General features: G+C 75.1%; 14 protein-coding genes. 7 read left to right on the plus strand and 7 right to left on the minus strand.

Annotated features, from left to right (window positions below; all coding sequences use genetic code 11):
- The first annotated feature begins 215 nt into the window (after positions 1–215).
- Entirely contained in the window at positions 216–653 is a 438-nt protein-coding gene (locus ICW24_RS00950) for a zinc finger domain-containing protein (RefSeq protein WP_226343842.1), read from the plus strand.
- 78 nt (positions 654–731) lie between these two features.
- On the opposite strand, the gene ICW24_RS00955 is transcribed toward ICW24_RS00950, so the two are convergent.
- Positions 732–3,131, minus strand: coding sequence for a glycoside hydrolase family 31 protein (locus ICW24_RS00955; RefSeq protein ID WP_226343843.1), 2,400 nt, complete (start codon positions 3,129–3,131; stop codon positions 732–734).
- A 159-nt stretch (positions 3,132–3,290) separates the two neighbouring features.
- On the opposite strand from ICW24_RS00955, the gene ICW24_RS00960 reads away from it, so the two are divergent.
- Positions 3,291–4,136 carry a hypothetical protein gene (locus ICW24_RS00960; protein ID WP_226343844.1) on the plus strand — a complete coding sequence of 282 codons (846 nt, stop codon included), beginning with the start codon at positions 3,291–3,293 and terminating at the stop codon, positions 4,134–4,136.
- 39 nt (positions 4,137–4,175) lie between these two features.
- Here the strand turns inward: ICW24_RS00960 and ICW24_RS00965 are convergent, their stop codons facing one another.
- The 3 genes from ICW24_RS00965 to ICW24_RS00975 form a co-directional block, all read right to left on the minus strand.
- Positions 4,176–5,642: an amidase gene (locus ICW24_RS00965; RefSeq protein WP_226343845.1), complete on the minus strand. Its 1,467-nt coding sequence runs from the start codon at positions 5,640–5,642 to the stop codon at positions 4,176–4,178.
- A gap of 93 nt (positions 5,643–5,735) precedes the next feature.
- Positions 5,736–6,977 carry an MFS transporter gene (locus ICW24_RS00970; protein WP_226343846.1) on the minus strand — a complete coding sequence of 414 codons (1,242 nt, stop codon included), beginning with the start codon at positions 6,975–6,977 and terminating at the stop codon, positions 5,736–5,738.
- Positions 6,978–7,085: 108 nt separating this feature from the next.
- Positions 7,086–8,318, minus strand: coding sequence for a hypothetical protein (locus tag ICW24_RS00975; RefSeq protein WP_226343847.1), 1,233 nt, complete (start codon positions 8,316–8,318; stop codon positions 7,086–7,088).
- A 464-nt stretch (positions 8,319–8,782) separates the two neighbouring features.
- On the opposite strand from ICW24_RS00975, the gene ICW24_RS00980 reads away from it, so the two are divergent.
- The 5 genes from ICW24_RS00980 (at position 8,783) to ICW24_RS01000 (ending at position 13,873) form a co-directional block, all read left to right on the plus strand.
- Positions 8,783–9,610, plus strand: a complete 828-nt coding sequence (locus ICW24_RS00980) for a hypothetical protein (RefSeq protein WP_226343848.1) — start codon at positions 8,783–8,785, stop codon at positions 9,608–9,610.
- Between the two features lie 145 nt (positions 9,611–9,755).
- Entirely contained in the window at positions 9,756–10,820 is a 1,065-nt protein-coding gene (locus ICW24_RS00985; RefSeq protein WP_226343849.1) for an FAD-dependent monooxygenase, read from the plus strand.
- A 73-nt stretch (positions 10,821–10,893) separates the two neighbouring features.
- Entirely contained in the window at positions 10,894–12,120 is a 1,227-nt protein-coding gene (locus tag ICW24_RS00990) for a hypothetical protein (RefSeq protein WP_226343850.1), read from the plus strand.
- A 139-nt stretch (positions 12,121–12,259) separates the two neighbouring features.
- Positions 12,260–13,483 carry a neutral zinc metallopeptidase gene (locus ICW24_RS00995; RefSeq protein ID WP_226343851.1) on the plus strand — a complete coding sequence of 408 codons (1,224 nt, stop codon included), beginning with the start codon at positions 12,260–12,262 and terminating at the stop codon, positions 13,481–13,483.
- Between the two features lie 36 nt (positions 13,484–13,519).
- A complete protein-coding gene (locus ICW24_RS01000; protein ID WP_226343852.1) occupies positions 13,520–13,873 on the plus strand; it encodes a carbonic anhydrase in 354 nt (117 codons plus the stop codon).
- 57 nt (positions 13,874–13,930) lie between these two features.
- Here the strand turns inward: ICW24_RS01000 and ICW24_RS01005 are convergent, their stop codons facing one another.
- The 3 genes from ICW24_RS01005 to fgd all read right to left on the minus strand — a co-directional run bounded on the left by ICW24_RS01005 (position 13,931) and on the right by fgd (position 17,085).
- On the minus strand, positions 13,931–15,067 hold the full coding sequence (locus ICW24_RS01005; RefSeq protein ID WP_226343853.1) for a CaiB/BaiF CoA transferase family protein: 1,137 nt from the start codon (positions 15,065–15,067) through the stop codon (positions 13,931–13,933).
- A gap of 102 nt (positions 15,068–15,169) precedes the next feature.
- The gene (locus tag ICW24_RS01010; protein WP_226343854.1) at positions 15,170–15,952 is read right to left on the minus strand and encodes an enoyl-CoA hydratase-related protein; all 783 of its coding nucleotides are present in this window, start codon (positions 15,950–15,952) and stop codon (positions 15,170–15,172) included.
- A 74-nt stretch (positions 15,953–16,026) separates the two neighbouring features.
- On the minus strand, positions 16,027–17,085 hold the full coding sequence (gene fgd / locus ICW24_RS01015; protein WP_226343855.1) for a glucose-6-phosphate dehydrogenase (coenzyme-F420): 1,059 nt from the start codon (positions 17,083–17,085) through the stop codon (positions 16,027–16,029).
- Between the last annotated feature and the right edge of the window lie 26 nt (positions 17,086–17,111).

The raw sequence follows: 17,111 nt of genomic DNA on the forward strand, positions 1-17,111 counted from the left end.
CAAGCGGCGAACGGAGGCGAGCGTGCGAGCCGCAGTGAGCGCGACAGAGAACGCCGAGCGGCGACAGAAGGCTCTTGACCAAACCTTGACTCTTCTTGACCGAACCCATGCCCGCACGGGGTCCGCTGGTGGGTGACCGGCCGGTAGGAAGTAACAGCGGCCCGTGAACGGGGGCGGGTCGCCTGTATCTGACGACCACCTACGGAAGGACGACCATGAGCGTCGCCACACCGATCGTCGGAGCCGCACCCTCCCCGCGGCTCGTCCTCGGACCGCACGGACTCGCCCAGCGGGTGCCGTGCCGCATCTGCGGAGCGACCGTCGGGCAGCCCTGCACCGCCGACGACGTCGCCCGCGACGATCCGCACCACTCGCGCTGGATCGGCTACCAGAAGACCATGCGCACCCGGCCGTTCCTCGCGGTGATCGTGCACGACATCGACGCCGACCTGCGCGCCGGCGACGTCGTCACGTGCGCCTCGGCCGAGAACGGCCGCGACGTGCGGATCCTCGGGGACACGCTCGGGCGGCCCCGCCGCGCCGAGCCGGTGTCCGCCGGCGACGTCGAGTTCCGCGCGTTCGTCGGCGAGTCCGGCGAGCGTCGCTCGCCGCGCCCGGGCGCCGTCCGCCGGGCCCACGCCCGGCCCGCCTGAGGACCGGGAGGCCCGTCGACACGGCCCACGCGGAGGGGCGTGGGCCGCGTCGGCGGGCCTCGCGCGACGTTCGGGTCGTCAGCGCGCGAGGAGGATCTCGGTGAGGGCGCCGAGGACGTCCTCGGGCAGGTCCAGCGTGCGCAGTGGCAGGAGCGCGTCGGCGCGGCGCGGGCAGGTGAGCAGCGCCTCCCGGGCGGCGGCCTTGTCGGGGACGGACATCTGCGCCGCCGCCAGCACCTCCAGGCAGCGGGAGTCGATGTCGTTCGGGGCGAGCCCCACCTCGCCGAGGACCCGCACCCGGCGCGGCTCCCGGGCCGGCGCGGCCGGCAGCGTCGCGGCGACGGCGCCCCGCGGTGATCCGGCCCCGGCGGGTGTCACGTCGAGGCGCCGGCCGTCGACCTCCACCGCCTCGACGGGGCCGAACCCCACGAGCACGACCCGCCACGTGCGCTCCGTCGGCAGCGCCGACGAGGCGCCCGAGGCGGCGCCGATCACCACCTCCGCGGCCAGTTCGTCCCAGGTCAGCTCGGTGGTCGACCAGGCGTCGTCGTCGGCGTCCTCGGCGAGGGTGAAGGACCCGCAGGCCCCGGCCACCACGAGCACGTCGAGCCGATCGGGCACCTGGACCCCCACGGCCTCGTCGCCGTGCCCGGCCAGCGGCAGCACGGTGCCCGCCGGGGCGAGGACGGGGATCTGGTCGAGGGTGCGGTGCAGGCGGGCGCGGCGGCCGACCTCTCCCCCGGCGTAGCCGAGTCCGGTGAACAGGTCGACGTGATCGCCCGGCGGGATCCACGCGTCCACCGCGCCGGTGCGCGAGGCCGGCCGCGCGGGGGACGTCACGGGGGCCACGACGAGGTCGTCGCCGAACGCGTACTCGTTCGGGACGTCGTAGGCCGCGTCGGCGTGCGGGTGGTCGTGGTACATCGGCCGGACGAGGGAACGGCCGTCCTCGTGGGCACGCCGGTTCATCGTGTGCAGGTAGGGCACGAGCCGGTGCCGCAGCCGGAGATGGGCGCCCATGACGCGCTCGGCGGCGGCGCCGAACCGCCACGGTTCCTTGGCGGTGAAGGGGTCGTTGCTCGAGTGCAGCCGCATGATCGGCGAGAACACGCCGAGCTGGACCCAGCGGGTCGCGAGCTCGTCGTCGCTGATCCCGAACATGTGCCCGCCGACGTCGTGGCTCCACCAGCCGTAGCCGACGTTCGCGGCGGTCGCCGTGAACTCGGGCTGGAACGCGAGCGACGCCCAGCTGATGACGCTGTCGCCGGAGAACCCGATCGGGTACCGGTGGCTGCCGACGCCGGCGTACCGGCTGAACGTCAGCGGCCGGCGCGGCCCGCGCGGCGCGTCGGCCCGGCCGGAGTCGAGGAAGTGCAGGTGGTTGAGGATCCACAGCGGATCCAACCCCCGCATCGCGCTGAACGGGCCGGACTGCCAGTCGACCCACCAGAAGTCGACGCCCTCCTCCTCGCGCGGGTGGTGGACCGCCTCGAGGTAGGTCGTCAGGAAGCGCGGGTCGGCGGGGTCGAACGCGACGGGCGCCTGCGTGGCCGGGTCGATGCCCATGGCGGCGGCGGCGTCGGGGTAGGCGTCCTCGAAGGCGCGGACGCCGTCGGCGGGGTGCACGTTGAGGGTGACCGCGAGGCCGCGCTCGTGCACCTGACGCAGGAACGCGGGCGGGTCGGTGAAGAGGTCGCGGTTCCACGAGTAGCCGGTCCAGCCGCTGCCGAAGCGCGGGTCGACGTCGACGAGGTGCCAGTCCATGTCGATGACGGCGACCGAGAACGGGAGGCGCGCGGCCTCGAAGCGGTCGAGCAGCTCGAGGTATTCGACGTCATCGTACGGGTGGTAGCGGCTCCACCAGTTGCCCAGCGCGAAGCGGGGCACGACAGGCTGGCTGCCGGTGAGGGCGAAGAACGCGCGCAGCGCCGCGTCGTAGTCGCGGCCGTAGGCGAAGACGTAGAGGTCGAGGCGGCCGGGCTCGCGCGGCGCGAGCCACCCGTCGTCGGTGAGCAGCAGCGAGGCGGAATCGTCGTGGACGGTCACGCCCATCCGCGACAGCACGCCCGGCTCCAGGGGGGTCCGGCCGTCGACCTCGTCGAGGGTGCGGGCCGTGCCGCCGAGGTTGCCCTCCACGGGCTGCTCGTACCGCCACACCGAGTGGTAGTTGCTCACCCCGCCCTTGACCTGCACGAACAGGCCCTCGCTGCTGAACGGCTCGAGGTCGTAGGTGAGGTGCAGCCGCTCGGTGTCGAGGGTGAGCGTCCCGTTCTGGGTCGTCGCGGTGAACTCGACCGGGGGGCCGTCGCGGAACCACGCCGTCTGCGAGGCCCGGTCCTCGAACGCGCCGTCGGGGCTGTACTCGAGCCGGAGCAGACCCGCGTCGAGGACCGTGATCCGGTGGTGCTCCCCCGCGATCACGTTGGCGGCGTTCGCGATCGGGCGGACGGGCGGGCGCAGGCGCTCCGGGAGACTCATGCCTCGTTCCTACCGCACCCCGATCGAGGCGGGCCCCACCGGCCTCCGGCCCGGCCGGGCCCGTCCCGGCCACCCGTGCCGCGCCCGTCTCGTATCTCGGCTCGGCGCCGATCCCGCGGCGCGGCATGTCGCACCGGCGGCGCCCCCTACCGTGGAGGGGTGACCAGCGACGACCAGACGCCAGCGCGCCCGCTCCCGTCCGACGGATCGGAGCAGGACCCGCCGACCGGGCCGACCACGCCGGTCTCTGCGGACCAGGGGACCACGTCCGGGCCGGGGGGAGCGAGCGCGGCGACGCCCGAGCGCCCGAAGACCCTGTGGCCGGAGGGGACCCAGTTCGGGCGGGCCGACAAGATCTGCGGATCGCTGCTCGCGTTCATCACCGCGTTCAGCCTCGTCATGCTGCCGTTGCGGCCGGTCATCCTCGGCATGGAACCGCTCGCCCTCGTGGCGCTGACGGGGTCGCGAACGGGCATGGTCGCGAGCGGCGCGCTGGCGGCGACGGGGCACGGCTGGTGGCCGGTCGCCCTCGTCATCGGCACCCTCAGCCTCGTGAAGTTCCACTGGATCTTCTGGTGGGCCGGCAAGCTGTGGGGCGACTGGTTCGTCGCGAGCCTCGTCGGGCCCGGGGAGAAGGCGGCCAAGCGGGCGAAGCGGGCCGAGGCCATCACGCGCAAGTACGACGTCCTCGCGATGCTCCTCACGTTCATCCCGTTCGTGCCGGTGCCCTCGCCCATCGTGTACGCGATCCTCGGCACCTCCGGCACGTCCCTGCGGCGCTTCCTCGCCCTCGACGTGCTCTGGGCGCTCGTGCTGCAGTCGCTGTACCTCTACCTCGGGTGGCGCATCGGCGAGCCCGCCGTGCGCCTGCTCGACGAGTTCGCCAGGTACTCCTGGTACCTCACCGGCGCGATCCTCGTGTTCATCGTCGTCGGCGCCTTCCGCGCCGCACGCAAGGAGGCGGCGCAGAAGGACGCCGGGACCGAGATGACCGACCGGGCCTGATCGGCCCGCCGGCCGCGGGTCGGCCGCCGGCCGGCCGCGTCAGTGCCCGAGCAGCGGGGGCAGGACGGCGGCGTGGCCGGTGGCCCGCTCGTAGGCCTGGGCGGTGCGCAGGAGACGGACGTCGCCGCCGTGCGGACCGACGAACTGCACCCCCACCGGGAGGCCGCCCACGAACCCGCCGGGCATCGACACGGCCGGGCCGCCCATCGCCGACACGAGCGTGCACGAGCGCATCCAGTCGACGTACGAGGTCATCGGCACGCCGTCGACCTGCTCGGGGTAGCGCAGCTGCGTCGGGAACGGCATGACCTGCGTCGTCGGCGCGAGGAGCGCGTCGTGGGTCTCGAACCACGCGTCGACGCGCGACCGCAGCCGGGTCCGGGCGACGGCGGCGTCCATGAGGTCACCGGCCGACAGGGCGAGCCCGCGCTCGACGTTCCAGTGGATGTCGGCCTTGACGGCCTCGCCGTGCCGCGCGACGAGCTCCCGCAGCGACAGCGCCATGTCGAACGCGCGGGTGACGTCGAACACCTCGTCCGCGAGACGCAGGCTCGGGCACGACTCCTCGACGTGCGCGCCGAGGTCCGAGAGGACGTCGGCCTGGGCCCGCACGAGCGCCCGGATCTCGGGCTCGACGGGCACCCCGAGGCCGAAGTCGAGGGTGAGCCCGACGCGCACGCCGGCCAGCGGGGCGCTCCCCGGGTCTCCGGCGCCGCGCAGGAGGGGCGCGAACTCGGCGCCGGAGACCGGGCACGGGTACGCGACGGCCGGGTCGGGGCCGGCGAGGACCGTCATGGCGAGGGCGATGTCCGCGACGTCGCGGGCGATGGGCCCCGTGCGCGAGAGCCACGCCCACGCGTTGCGGGTGGGCGCGACCGGCACGACGCCGACGGACGGGCGGAAGCCGACGACCCCGTTGAACGCGGCGGGGTTGCGCAGGGACCCGCCCATGTCGCTGCCGTCGGCGAGCGCCTGCATCCGGGTGGCGACGGCAACGGCCGCGCCGCCGCTCGACCCGCCCGCCGACAGGCCCGGGTCGAACGCGTTGCCCGTGGCGCCGAAGAGCTCGTTGAAGGTGTGCGAGCCGGCCGCGAACTCCGGCACGTTGTTCTTGCCCGTGCTGTTGGCGCCGGCGGCGCGCAGGCGGGCGACGACGAGGTCGTCGGCGGTCGGCACATGGTCGGCGACGGCGGACCCGGACGTCGAGCGGATCCCCGCCACGAGGTGGGTGTCCTTGTGCGTCATGGGCAGGCCGTGCAGGGGAGGGAGCTGGGCGGGGTCCTCGACCCGTGCCGCGAGCTCGTCGGCCTCGCCCGCGCGGCGGCGGGCCCCCTCGACGTCGAGCACGACGACGGCGTTGAGGGCCAGGTTGATCGTCTCGATCCGGGCGAGGTGCGCGTCGAGGGCCTCGGTGGCCGAGATCTCCCGCTCCCGCAGCGCCCGCGTGAGCCGCCGTGCGGACCACGTCGTCGGGTCGGCGGCCTCGGGCACGATCGCATCGCTCATGCCCGCAGCCTACGGATCCAGCCCGCGCGAGGGCGGTCGCCACCGGACCGAGACGCCTGCGGGCCGGGCGCGCCGGACGAGCCGGCCCCGACCTCAGGCCCGTTCGGCGTGGCGGTCGGCGCGGGGGACGAGCGGGACGGCGAGGCCCGCGACGACGGCGGCGACCGCGAACGCGCCGACGTAGCCGTGGCGCTCGACGAGCCACCCGAACGCCGGCGTCGCCGCGGCCATCGCGAGGAACTGGCTCGTGTTCTGCGCCCCGAGCGCGCGGCCGGACCAGAACGGGCCCGCGTACTCGGCGACCGCGGTGAACGCGAGGCCGTTGTCGGCCACGGAGACGACCGTCAGCGCCACCGCGAGGACGATCGCGATCGCGCGCGGCAGCGCGGGGGTCGCCTCGGCGAGCGCGAGGAGGATCGCGCACCCGGCCGCCGCGAGCGCGACGAGCCGCAGCGGGCGCATGCGGGAGCCGGCCCGGTCCGACCAGGCGCCGACGACGATCCGCCCCACGGCCCCGAGCACCTGCCCGGCGGTGACGACGAGCCCCGCCGCGACCGCGCCCCAGCCCTGCGCGGTCATGAGCCACACGAGCAGGTAGGCGCTCATGAGCGCCTGTGGGACGACGAGGAGCACCGAGACGCCGTGGATGCGCGCGAGGTAGCCCGAGGCCCGGTAGGGGTTCGCGACGAGGACGTCGCCCGCGTCGCCGCGCTGCGGCCTCGGCGGGTCGGCGACGACGAACGCGACGAGCAGGGCGGCCCCCGCGCACGCCGCGGCGGGCACGGCGAGCGCGGCGCCGAGGCCGTGGTCGCGCGCGAGCACCGGCATCGTCAGGGCGCCGAGCGCCGCCCCGAGGGGCGTCGACATCTGGCGCACCCCCATGGCCAGGCCGCGCCCGCGGGGCGGGAACCACCCGATGACGACGCGGCCGCTCGCGGAGTTCGTCGAGGCCGCCGCCGCGCCGGCGAGGAAGAGCCACGCGGAGAGGGCGCCGAGGCCTCCGGAGAGCGCCGCGGCCCCCGTGGCCAGCGCCGTCAGGGCGAGCCCGAGGAGCAGGACGAGCCGCTCCCCCACCCGGTCGACGAGCCACCCCCAGGCGAGAAGAGCCGTGAGGATGCCGACCTGCGGCGTCGCGACGACGAGTCCGGCCTGCGCGAGGGACAGTCCGCGTCCGGTGTGCAGCGCCGGGAGGAGGTACGCCGCGCCCATGACGATCGTCGAGCTCGCCGCCGCCGCGGCCGCACTCGCGCCGAGCACCACCCAGTGGCGCCCGGTGACGACGTCCCGCCGCCGCGGCGCGACCCCCCGCGGCCCGCGGATCCGGGTAGGAGACACGCGGGAGACGCTACGCCCCCACCTCCACATCGTGAGACGTCGGTCCCGAGAGGTGAGATGGCGATTCCGACCCATGCGGTCGGCCGTGCCGCGGTCGGTCCTGCCATCTCACGGCTCGGTCGGGGCTGCCGGGACGGCCGACGCGACGATCGCCGCGATGACGGCGACGATCGCCGGGACGGTCGTCAAGAGGAGGGGCAGGGACTCGAGGCCCGCCGGGCCCACCCTCCCCGCGAGACCCGGCTCGGTCACGGCCATCTCGGTCAGCCGCACCGCCGCCTCCGCGCCGAGGACGACGCCCACGAGCCCCGCGGCGGCGCCCGCGAGGGCGACACCGACGACGAGCCACGGGCGCGCCGCGCTCCCTTCCCGGACGCCCCGACGTCGGAGGCGCCGCCCGGCGAGCGCCGCCGCCGGGGCCACGGCGAGTCCGGCCAGGCCGAGGACGACGACCTCGAACCATCGCGACCCGCCGACCTCGGGGCCGCGTTCGACCCGGAGGTCGTCGACGCCGCTCGCGAGCAACCCGGCGCGCAGGTTCCTTTCCTGCTCGTGGGTGACCGCGCCGAGGGCCGGCGTCACCACCGCCTCGGTCCACCTGACGTGCGTGCCCAGGCGGTACACCGTGGCCGGGGTCATCACGACCAGGGGGCGCACCCGCTGCGGCACCTCGCCGAGGCCCAGATCCGGCGGCCTCGGAGGGTCGGCACCCCCGAGGCCGGGGTCGACCGTCACCGTGAGCTCACGGACGCGGCTCGCCCCGGCCCAGGAGGGCGCGTACCCCCGGTAGCGGTGGATCTGCCAGAAGGCCCACACCCGCGACGAGCCGCCCGGCAGGGGACGCCCCACGACGACGCCGCCGGCCTCGAGGGCCGCCCGACCCGCCGGCCCCACCCCGAGCGCGGCGACCGCCGTCTCGGGCTCGGCGACGTAGAGGCCCTCGGCCTCGGCGGCGGGGTCGGAGTCGGCGTCCATCGCGAAGCCGAACGGATCCGTCGAGCACAAACCCTTCGGCGGGGACGCCACGCGCCGCGGCGTGCAGCCCGGCCGCGCGAACGTCAACTCCCGGGTCACCGCGGGGCCCGGCCCCGCCAGGTGCCCGACGGGCCCGCCCACGAAGCCGACGGACGCGCCCGGCACCGCCGCGCGGGCCCGCGAGCGGACGGCCCCGGACGAGATCGTGCCGGCCCGCCTCGGATCGCCGAACGACCCGCTCGCGACGGCGCTGCCGGGCGGGCCGGCCGGAACGTGGGTGGCGCGGAGCGTCCGGACCTGCCAGGGCACGACCACGGCCGTCGCCCCGACGACGACCGCGGCCATGGCCACCGACACGACGAACATCCCGCCGTCCCCGATCAGGGCCCTGATGCGATGTCGGTCGGCCCGGCCCGACCGGCGTCCCCACCTCCGCCGGAGCACGCGCGCCAGTCCCACGAGCAGCCCCGCGCACGGGTGAACCGTCCCCCGATGCGTCCCCCGACGTCTCCGCCTCACCCTGCCGGGGGCGGCCCACCCACGTCGGGGCACCCGCTGCCCGGACCGGCGACCCCACCGCGTGGCACGACGGCCCGAGGGGGCCGGGACTACCCTGGACGCACGCGACGACGAAGGAGTCACCGATGACGACGACGAGCGATCCCACCCGCCTCGACACGAGCCGCTTCGACCCGACCGTTCCCGCGCCGGCGGTCGACGTCGCCAGATTCGGCTTCGAGGGGGCCTAGGACTGGGTCGACGACGCCCGGTTCCACGAGTACACGAAGGCCGCCAACCCCCTTGCGTCCGGCCACACGAGCAAGGTGCCGGTGCGGCAGTTCTCCCCCGAGATCCACGAGGGCGGGCCGACGCGCATCATCCCGCTGGACCTGTCGGCCGAGCTCGGCATCGCCGGCCCCGTGACGAGCCCGGCGCTCCTCGCCAACTTCGTCCGCATCCTCGCCGGCGAGCACGTGAAGACCGCGCCGAACGCGACGTCGGAGCTGTACTACGTGCTCGAGGGGCGCGGCTGGTCGGCCGTCGACGGCTCGCTCGTGCAGTGGGAGAAGGGCGACTTCCTCACCCTCCCCGCGGGCTGCACCTCGACCCACCACGCCGAGGTCGAGACGCTCATGTACTACGTCACCGACGAGCCGCTGCTGCGCTTCCTCGGTGCGACGGCGACGCAGCGCAAGTTCCGGCCGACGAAGTTCCGCCGCGACGACTGCGTGGCGGAGCTGAGCGCCATCGCGAACAAGCCGGGCGCCAACGAGAAGAACCGCGTCTCGGTGCTGCTCAACAACGCGAACGAGGAGCAGTCGCTGACGATCACCCACGTGCTGTGGGCGATGTTCGGGCTGCTGCCCGCCGGGCAGCGGCAGCGGGCGCACCGCCACCAGAGCGTCGCCCTCGACCTCATCCTCGACTGCCCGCCCGGCTGCTACAGCCTGCTCGGCACCCGCCTCGACGACCGCGGCGAGATCGTCGACCCCATCCGCGTCGACTGGGAGCCCGGCGGCGCGTTCGTCACGCCGCCCGGGATGTGGCACGCGCACCACAACGAGTCGGACACCGACGCCCACCTCATCCCCATCCAGGACGCGGGCCTGCAGACGTACCTGCGCAGCCTCGACATCCGGTTCAGCGACCGCCGCTGACGCCCCGGGGCGCCACCGGACACGAGTCACCGCCGCGGCTCCGAGGGGCCTCCCCTCGGAGCCGCGTCGTCTCGGGACCGTCGGGGCGGAGGCGATTCGCCCCGAACCGCCCCCGGCCCGCGCGGCGGTGGGGCACCCTGAGTGGGTGCGGACACGGGTGGCGGTCGTCGGGGGCGGGATCGCGGGGCTCGCCCTGGCGGCCGGGCTCGACCCTGAGCGCTTCGACGTGACGATCCACGAGGAACGCCCCGACCGCGCCGGCCTCGGCACCGCCCTCGCCATGTGGCCGGCGGCGCAACGGGCGCTGCGCCGGGTGGGCGCGCACGGCGCGCTCGAAGAGGTGGTGATCCTCACCTCGGGGGCGCTGCGCACCCTCGACGGGCGCACCCTCGTCACCCTGCCCGAGTCCGCCGGAACCACGCTGGTCTCGCGCACCCGACTGCTCGCCCACCTCGACGCTCGCGCCGCCGCGGCCACGCGCGTGACGGGGCGCGTCGAGGACCCCGCGGGCCTCGACGCCGACCTCGTCGTCGGCGCCGACGGCGCGCACAGCGCCGTGCGCCGGGCACTCGGGGGCACGGACCACGGCGCCCGACTCACCCCCTACCTCGCGGTGCGCGGGCTCGTCCCGCCGCAGCCCGCGGCGGCGATCGGCGAGTACTGGGGTGCCGGGCGGCTCTTCGGCATCACCCCGGTGCCGGACGAGGCGACGAACTGGTTCTGCGCCTACCGCAGCGACCTCGGCCCGCGCGGGATCGACGTCGCCGCGGCCCTGGACGACGCCCGCGACCGCGTCGCCGACGCCTGCCCCGCGGTCCGGGCGGTGCTCGCCGCGGCGAGCCCCGAGCGGACACTGGCCCAGCGGATCTGGACGGCCCCGCCCCTGGGCTCGCTCGTGCGCGGCCGCGTCGTGCTCATCGGCGACGCCGCCCACGCGATGGCCCCGAACCTCGGCCGCGGCGCCGGGGAGTCCCTCGTCGACGCCGCCGTCCTCGCCGACGCCCTGTCGCGGCTGCCCGTGCCCGACGCGCTGCGCCACTACGAGACGACCCGACGTCTGCCCGGCCAGGGCGTCCGGGTCGCCTCCGACGTCATGGCGCGGGTCGCCCTCGCCCGCCGGGGCACCCGCGCCCGGGACGCCGCCCTCGGCCTGGTCGGGACCGCCCTCTCGCGTTCGCGACACGCCGCCCCCGCGAGTCACTCATCCTGAGGGGCACGAATCTCGTTGTGTATCAATGAGTTCCGCGCAATCGGCGCGGAATCGTCCCCCGAGGAGTCACCCGATGAAGCGCCTCCCCCTCACCACCCTCGCGGCCACCGCCGCGCTCACCGTGTCGCTGTCCGCGACCCTGAGCGGCGGCCCCGCCACCGCCGTGCCCGCCACGCCCGCCGCGCCGACGGCCTCGACGACCGCCTCCACTGCGGCCGCCCGCACCGGGGCGCCCGACCCGAAGGCCGCGGCGCTCCTCGCGAAGGCCAGGTCCGTCCTCGACGCGAAGGCCACCGCGCGCAAGACCGCGTTCGACGCGAAGGTGAACATCGACCACGACCCGGCGCGCGCCCGCCTCATCGCCGCCATCGACCCCGACTCCTACGAGTGCGGCCCCACCGAGTTCGACACGTGGGTGGACCGGCAGCTCGCGTCGTTCACCGCGGAGGACCAGGAGATCTTCTCGGCGCTGGCCGTCTACGACCTCCCCACCTACGACGCGCTCGTCTTCGGCAGCGAGAACGACCCGGCCTACGCGCTGACCAGCGACGGCAAGGCGCTCACGACGTCGTTCCGCACCCTGCAGCGCTTCTGGGACGTGCGCGGCGACGACATCGACCTCATGGCCATGCACGGCTCGATGCTCCTCGACGCCGGGCGCGTCTCCCGCACGTACGAGGTGGTCTACGGCGTGCCGAAGGCGGCCGCCGACGAGCTCGCGGCCCTCGTCGTCGACTACCTCAGGGCGCCGAAGTTCCAGGGCGGCAACCACCCGATCTTCACGCTCAACGCGTTCGCCTTCTCGACCTACGGCGAGGAGTTCGTGCCGGAGAGGACGATCTCCGACCGGATCGTCATGGGCGACGGCGTCCTGCGCGCCTACCGCGACCTCGGCTACGGCGACGTCGCCCCGCAGGCGATCCTCGCCCACGAGTACGGCCACCACGTCCAGTTCGAGCTCGGGATGATCACCGCGACCACGGTCGACTCCCCGGAGACGACCCGCCGCACCGAGCTGCACGCGGACGCCTCGAGCGCCTATTTCCTCTCGCACCCGCGCGGGGAGAGCATGCAGTGGAAGCGGGTCCGCCAGTTCCTGCCCGTGTACTACACGATCGGCGACTGCGCGTTCGCGAGCAGCGGTCACCACGGCACGCCGAACCAGCGCCTGCGCGCCGGCACGTGGGCCTACGAGCTGCAGGAGGCCGCGCGCCCGAAGGGCAAGATCCTGCCCGCCGCGACGTTCCGCGACCTGTTCGATGCCCAGCTCCCGACGATCGTCGCCCCCGACCGCCCCTGAGCGGCACCGGTCGGACGGGGGCGACGCCGTCGCAACGCGCTCGGCGCTCGTCCGACAGAACCGCACGATTCTCGACACCGCTGTGTATCAATGGGATCCGCACCATATCGGCGCGATCTTCCCACCTAGGAGCCATTCGATGAAGCGTTCCTCACTGAAGACTCTGGCTGCCACCAGCACGCTTCTCGTGGCGCTCGGAGCGCCACTGGGCGCCACTGCGTCCGCCGCCGCGCCGGCCCCGTCCAGCACGGCGAACGCAGCCACGTCGGCGTCCGACTCCGCCACCGGCGCCACTGCGCCCGGCCCCGAGGCCAGGGCCCTGCTGGCGAAGGCCCGCGCCGCCCTCGGCGTGCAGGCGAGGGCGCGCAAGGCCAGGCTCGATACGCGAGTGGGCCTCGATCACGACCCCTCCCGCGCCCGTCTCCTCGCGGCCATCGACCCCGACGCCTACGAATGCGGCCCCACCGTCGTGGACAGGTGGGTCGACCGGCAGCTCGCGTCGTTCACGGCGCAGGACCGGGTGATCCTCTCGATCCTGTCGGTCTACGACATCCCCACCTACGACGCCCTCTTCTTCGGCAGTGACGAGAACCCGGCCTACGCGCTGCGCGACGGCAAGGCGCTCACGACGTCGTTCCGCACCCTGCAGCGCTTCTGGGACGTGCGCGGCGACGACATCGACCTCATGGCCATGCACGGCTCGATGCTGCTCGACGCCCCCCGCGTCTCTCGCACCTACCAGATGCTCTACGGCCTGCCCCGGGCCGCGGCCGACGAGCTCGCCGCGCTCCTCGTCGACTATCTGCGGGCCCCGCGGTTCGAGGGCGGCGACCACCCCCTCTTCACCCTCAACGCCCTGGCCTTCACGACGTTCGGGCAGGAGATCGGCCCCGGCCGGACGATCTCGGACCGGATCGTCATGGGTGACGGGATCCTGCGCGCCTACCGCGAGCTCGGCTACGGCGACGTCGCCCCGCAGATGATCCTGGCCCACGAGTACGGTCACCACGTCCAGTTCGAGCTGGGGATGACCACGCCGAGCACCGGCGAGAGCCCGGAGACGACCCGCCGCGCCGAACTGCACGCCGACGCCTCGAGCGCCTACTACCTCTCCCACCCCCGCGGCGAGGGGACGCAGTGGAGGCGGGCTCGCCGGTTCCTTCCCGTCTACGGGACGATCGGCGACTGCCAGTTCGCCAGCAACGGCCACCACGGCACGCCGAACCAGCGCCTGAGGGCCGGGACGTGGGCGTACGAGCTGCAGCAGGCCGCACGCCCGAAGGACAAGGTCCTGCCCGCCGCGACGTTCCGCGACCTGTTCGACGCCCGGCTCCCGACGATCGTCGCCCCCGACCGACCCTGACGGACCCCCTCCGACCCCGACCCGCGGCATCCCCGCATGAGGGCCCGCCGGGACCACCAGGTCGCGGCGGGCCGTCGCGTACCGGCGGGCGATCGACGGGCGTCCGAGTGCGACGGCCCGCCCCCGGGTGGGTTCGACGCCCTCACGCACCGGCTCGAGGCCGCGGGGCCGGCCCTGGCGGACGACGTCGCGGCCGTCCGGGCCGTGACGGCGGACCTGGACGAGATGTGGCAGGCCAACGTCCGGCTCCAGGTGGAGCACCTGCGCGCCCACCCCGTCGTCGCCGACGCCCTCGGGCGCCACGCCGTGCGTCTGCTGGGACTCCACTTCGACATCGCCACGGCGACGACGCACACCGTCGTCGGCGCCCCGGAGCCCGTCACGACCTGACCCGGCACCCGGCCGAAAGGCGCCGGCCGCTCCCCACCGGGGCGGCCGGCGTCGTCGTCACGGGCGGGGCGCGACGGCGTCGATCTCCGCGTCGGCGAACCCCCACGCGCGCAGGGCGGTGCGGGTGTCGGCGCCCGGCGCCGGCGGGTCGGACGGGGCCCGGGTCGGCGTGTCCGAGAAGACCGGCGCGATGCGCGGCTGCGGGGCCCCGTGGACGTCGGCGAAGACGCCGCGCGCCCGCAGGTGCGGGTGGGTCGGCGCCTCCGCGAGGGAGAGGACCGGGGCGACGCACGTGTCGGTGCTCGAGAAGACGGCGTCCCACTCGTCGCGGGTGCGCCGGGCGAACGCGGCGGCGATCGCCTCCCGGTGGGCCGGCCAGCACGCGCGGTCGTCCTGCGCCCCCTCGAGCCGCACCCCGAGAACGTGCAGGAGCTGGGCGTAGAACGCGGGCTCGATCGCGCCGACGGCGACGAATCCCCCGTCCGCGCACGCGTACGTGTCGTAGTAGGGCGCGCCGCCGTCGAGGACGTTGACCTCGCGCTCGTCCCGCCACGCGCCGTGGCCGAGCATCGAGTAGATCATCGTCATGAGCGAGGCGGCCCCGTCGACCATCGCCGCGTCGACGACCTGCCCGCGCCCCGTCCGGGAGCGGGCCTGCAGGGCCGCGAGCACGCCGACGACGAGGAACATCGACCCGCCGCCGAAGTCGGCGACGAGGTTGAGCGACTGTCGCGGCTTGTCGGCCCCGCCGGTCGCGTGCAGAGCCCCGGTGAGGGCCGCGTACGTGATGTCGTGACCGGCGCGCTGCGCGAGCGGACCGTCCTGACCCCACCCGGTCACCCGGGCGTAGACGAGGCGCGGGTTCGTCGCGCACAGCTCGTCCGGCCCGAGGCCGAGCCGCTCGGTGACGCCGGGGCGCAGGCCCTCGACGAAGACGTCCGCCTCACGGGCGAGGTGGCGCACGGCCGCCACGCCCTCCGGGGTCTTGAGATCAAGGCTCACGCTCGGGCGGCTCCGGTCCAGCCCCGACATCGCGCCGTCGAAGAGCCGAGCGGTCCCGGCCGGCCGGTCGACGCGGACGACGTCGGCCCCCAGTTCGGCGAGCAGCAGGCACGCGTACGGCGCCGGCCCGATGCCCGCGAGCTCGACGACCCGCACCCCCGCGAGCGGTCCCGTTCCTGATGACGACGACATGCCGCCCACGGTAGGAGACGACGAACCGTTCCGTCGGCGTGCGCGCCGCCTGATCCCGGCTGGACCGGCACTCTCCCGGCCCCGCGCGGCGGCGACGCCCGATCAGACGCCGGTGAACTCCGGCGGGCGCTTGGCCGTGAACGCCGCGACGCCCTCGGCGAAGTCGGTGGTGCCCATGAGCGCGGTCTGGCCGGGCTCCTCCCGCGCCAGGGTCGCCTCGACGTCGATCGTCGCCGCGTTGACGGCGCCCGTCGTCGCCGCGAAGGCCCGCGTCGGACCGGCGGCGAGGCGGGCCAGCAGCTCGCCGGACCGGGCGGCGTACGCGTCGTCGTCGACCGCCTCGGCGATGAGCCCCCACTCCTGCGCCGTCGACGCGTCGATCGGCTGGGCGGTGAGCGCCAGGCGCAGCGCCCGGGCGCGGCCCACGCTCGCGGCGACGAGCGCGGTCGCGCCGCCGTCGGGCATGAGCCCGATCTTGGTGAACGCGAGCATGAGCGTCGCCGACCGGGTGGCGAGGACGTAGTCGCAGGCCAGCGCCAGGGACAGGCCGGCGCCGACGGCCGGGCCGTTGACGAGGGCCACGGTCGGGGTGCCCGCGCCCACGATCGCCCGCAGGACGTCGCCCACGGCCTCGAGCGTCCCGAAGCCGACCTCCTCCCCCGGCGCACCCGGCTCGCTCGCGCCGAGCTGGGCCCCGGAGCAGAATCCGCGCCCGGCGCCGGTCAGGGAGATGACCCGAACCGCAGGGTCGGCGTCGAGGCGGGTCAGCTCCTGCGCAACGCGCACGAGCATCGGCGCGTCGACGGCGTTGAGCCGGTCGGGGGCGTTGAGGGTGATCGTCGCGACGGCGCCGGTCACCTCCACGAGGACGGTCTGCGGGTTCATGCTCGCTCCTGCTCCGATGACTATGGCGATTCGGGACTGCGGGTTCGTGGACGGCGGCTCGGGCCGGGCGCGGGTCAGGGCTCCTCGTCGCGCTCCGGCCCGCCCGGCAACGACTCCGGGCCGGCGGGGACCAGCTCCCGCAGTCCGGGCACGACCTGCTCGGTGAGCGTGCGCAGGAACCGCTCCTGGTCGGGCCCGGGCCCGTGGAAGACGAGGTGGTCGAACCCGAGGTCGGTGTACTCGCGCACGGCCTCGACGACCTCCGCGGGGTCCGAGGCGACGATCCACCGCTTCGCGACCTGCTCGATCGGCAGCTCGTCGGCCGCCCGCTCCATCTCGGCGGGCCCGGTGAGGCTGTGCTTCTGCTCGGGTGTCAGGGACAGGGGTGCCCAGAACCGGCAGTTCTCGAGCGCGAGGTCGGGGTCGGGGTCGTAGGAGAGCTTGATCTCGATCATCCGGTCGAGGTCGCCCGGGGCGCGGCCGGCCTTCGCCAGCCCCTCGGCGACGGCCGGCACGAGCTTGTCGGCGTACAGCTCGCGCCCCTTGCCGGAGGTGCAGATGAACCCGTCGCCCCTGCGTCCCGCGTACCGGGCCACCATGGGCCCGCCCGCCGCGACGTAGACGGGGATCGGCACGTCCGGGACGTCGTAGATCGCCGCGTCGTCGGTGCGGTAGTACTCGCCCTCGTGGGTGACGCGGTCGCCGGTCCACAGCTCGCGCATGAGGGTCACGGCCTCGCGGAGGCGGGCGAACCGCTCCTTGAACTCCGGCCACTGGCCGCGGACCGCGCCAACGGCGTTCTCGTTGAGCGCCTCGCCCGTGCCGACGCCGAGGACGATCCGGCCCGGCGCGAGGCAGCCCAGCGTGGCGAAGTCCTGCGCGATCACCGCCGGGTTGTAGCGGAACGTCGGCGTCATCACCGAGGTGCCGAGGACGACCCGCTCCGTGCGCGCGGCGACGTGCGCGAGCCAGGGCACGGCCGCCGGCGCGTGCCCGCCCTCGAGGCGCCACGGCTGGAAGTGGTCGGCGACGAACACGCTGTCGAGGCCGAGTTCCTCGGCGCGCACGCCGTATCCCGCGAGCTCGACCGGGCCGAACTGCTCCGGCGACGCCTTGTATCCGATCCGCACCATCGCGTCCTCCCGTCCCGTCGCGCGCG

Origin of the sequence: Agilicoccus flavus (assembly GCF_014857905.1) — a bacterium.
In the GTDB taxonomy this organism is placed as follows: domain Bacteria; phylum Actinomycetota; class Actinomycetes; order Actinomycetales; family Dermatophilaceae; genus Agilicoccus; species Agilicoccus flavus.

Excerpts from the sequence above, each read along its gene's own strand:
- ICW24_RS00950 (WP_226343842.1), top strand. The coding sequence starts at position 216 with ATGAGCGTCGCCACACCGATCGTCGGAGCCGCACCCTCCCCGCGGCTC.
- ICW24_RS00955 (WP_226343843.1), bottom strand. The coding sequence starts at position 3,131 with ATGAGTCTCCCGGAGCGCCTGCGCCCGCCCGTCCGCCCGATCGCGAAC.
- ICW24_RS00965 (WP_226343845.1), bottom strand. The coding sequence starts at position 5,642 with ATGAGCGATGCGATCGTGCCCGAGGCCGCCGACCCGACGACGTGGTCC.
- ICW24_RS00975 (WP_226343847.1), bottom strand. The coding sequence starts at position 8,318 with ATGTTCGTCGTGTCGGTGGCCATGGCCGCGGTCGTCGTCGGGGCGACG.
- ICW24_RS00990 (WP_226343850.1), top strand. The coding sequence starts at position 10,894 with ATGAAGCGCCTCCCCCTCACCACCCTCGCGGCCACCGCCGCGCTCACC.
- ICW24_RS00995 (WP_226343851.1), top strand. The coding sequence starts at position 12,260 with ATGAAGCGTTCCTCACTGAAGACTCTGGCTGCCACCAGCACGCTTCTC.
- ICW24_RS01000 (WP_226343852.1), top strand. The coding sequence starts at position 13,520 with ATGAGGGCCCGCCGGGACCACCAGGTCGCGGCGGGCCGTCGCGTACCG.
- ICW24_RS01005 (WP_226343853.1), bottom strand. The coding sequence starts at position 15,067 with ATGTCGTCGTCATCAGGAACGGGACCGCTCGCGGGGGTGCGGGTCGTC.
- ICW24_RS01010 (WP_226343854.1), bottom strand. The coding sequence starts at position 15,952 with ATGAACCCGCAGACCGTCCTCGTGGAGGTGACCGGCGCCGTCGCGACG.
- fgd (WP_226343855.1), bottom strand. The coding sequence starts at position 17,085 with ATGGTGCGGATCGGATACAAGGCGTCGCCGGAGCAGTTCGGCCCGGTC.